Genomic DNA, 1,104 nt, shown 5'->3' on the forward strand with positions numbered 1-1,104 from the left:
CGGCCGGTTGATGAAGAAGCGGGGGAAGTTCATTTGCGGGCCTCCGCCGAGCCAGCCGCGCCGTCAGCCTTGGCGGGGTCTGCGCCACCGGCCTTGACAGGCGCCGCAGCGGGGGCCGGGGCGTTTGCCGCAGCCTTCGTCGCGCCGGCCGCGCCGGCCGCGCCGACGGCCGGTGCCGCGGGCGCCTGCATGGGCACCATGCGCGGCGTGACCGCCATGCCGGGGCGCACGAGGCCCTTGATGACGATCTTCTCGCCGGCCTGCAGGCCGCCGTTGATGACGCGCAGCCCGTCCACCACCGGCCCCAGTTCGATGGGCCGGTACTGGGCCTGGTTGTTCTCGCCCACGACCAGCACGTAGTTGCGCCCCTGGTCGGTGCCCACGGCCTGATCGTCGATCAAGACGGCCTCGCGCGCCGCGCCGGTGGACAGCTTGGCCCGGGCGAACAGGCCGGGCGCCATGCGCCCATCCGGGTTGGGCACGACGGCGCGCGCGCGGATCGTGCCGGTGCTTCGGTCGATGGTGTTGCCCACGAAGTCGAGCGCGCCCCTGTGCGGGAAACCCTTGTCCGTGGTCAGCCCGACCTGCACGGGCAGCGAGGCCTTGCCACCACCCGCGCCGGGCCGAGAGCGGCTCACGATGTTGAGGTAGGTGGCTTCGTCGATGTCGAAGTACACGTGCAGCGGGTCGATGGACACGATCGTGGTCAGCAGCGTGGCCCCGCCAGCGCCGCCGCCGCTGACCAGATTGCCCTCGGTCACGAGCACGCGGTCCACGCGCCCGGCGATGGGCGCGGTGACGCGGGCGAAGGAAAGGTCCAGCCGCGCCGCAGCGACGGCCGCCTTGGCCGCCTGCACCTGGGCTTGGCGCGCGCTGCGCGCGGAGACGGCATCGTCGTAGGTCTTGCGCGCGACGGCGCCGGTCGCCACCAGGCGCTCGGCGCGGTCGAAGTCGGCCTGGGCCTGGCTGGCCAGCACCTCGGCCTGACGCAGTTGCGCCGTGGCCGTGTCGAGCGCCACCTGGAACGGCCTCGGGTCGATCTGGAACAGCAGTTGTCCCTTGCGCACCAGGCTGCCCTCGGGGACGCTCACGGCATCGACGGCA

1 protein-coding gene is annotated in these 1,104 nt (G+C 73.1%); it reads right to left on the reverse strand.

Features of this window, described 5'->3' with window-relative positions:
• Positions 1-29: 29 nt before the first annotated feature.
• Positions 30-1,104: efflux RND transporter periplasmic adaptor subunit (locus N7422_RS26800; RefSeq protein ID WP_279809344.1), on the reverse strand; the 1,075-nt coding region annotated here is incomplete at its 5' end.

The sequence above is a fragment of the Pseudomonas sp. GD04091 genome (assembly GCF_029836165.1).
Lineage (GTDB): Bacteria > Pseudomonadota > Gammaproteobacteria > Pseudomonadales > Pseudomonadaceae > Aquipseudomonas.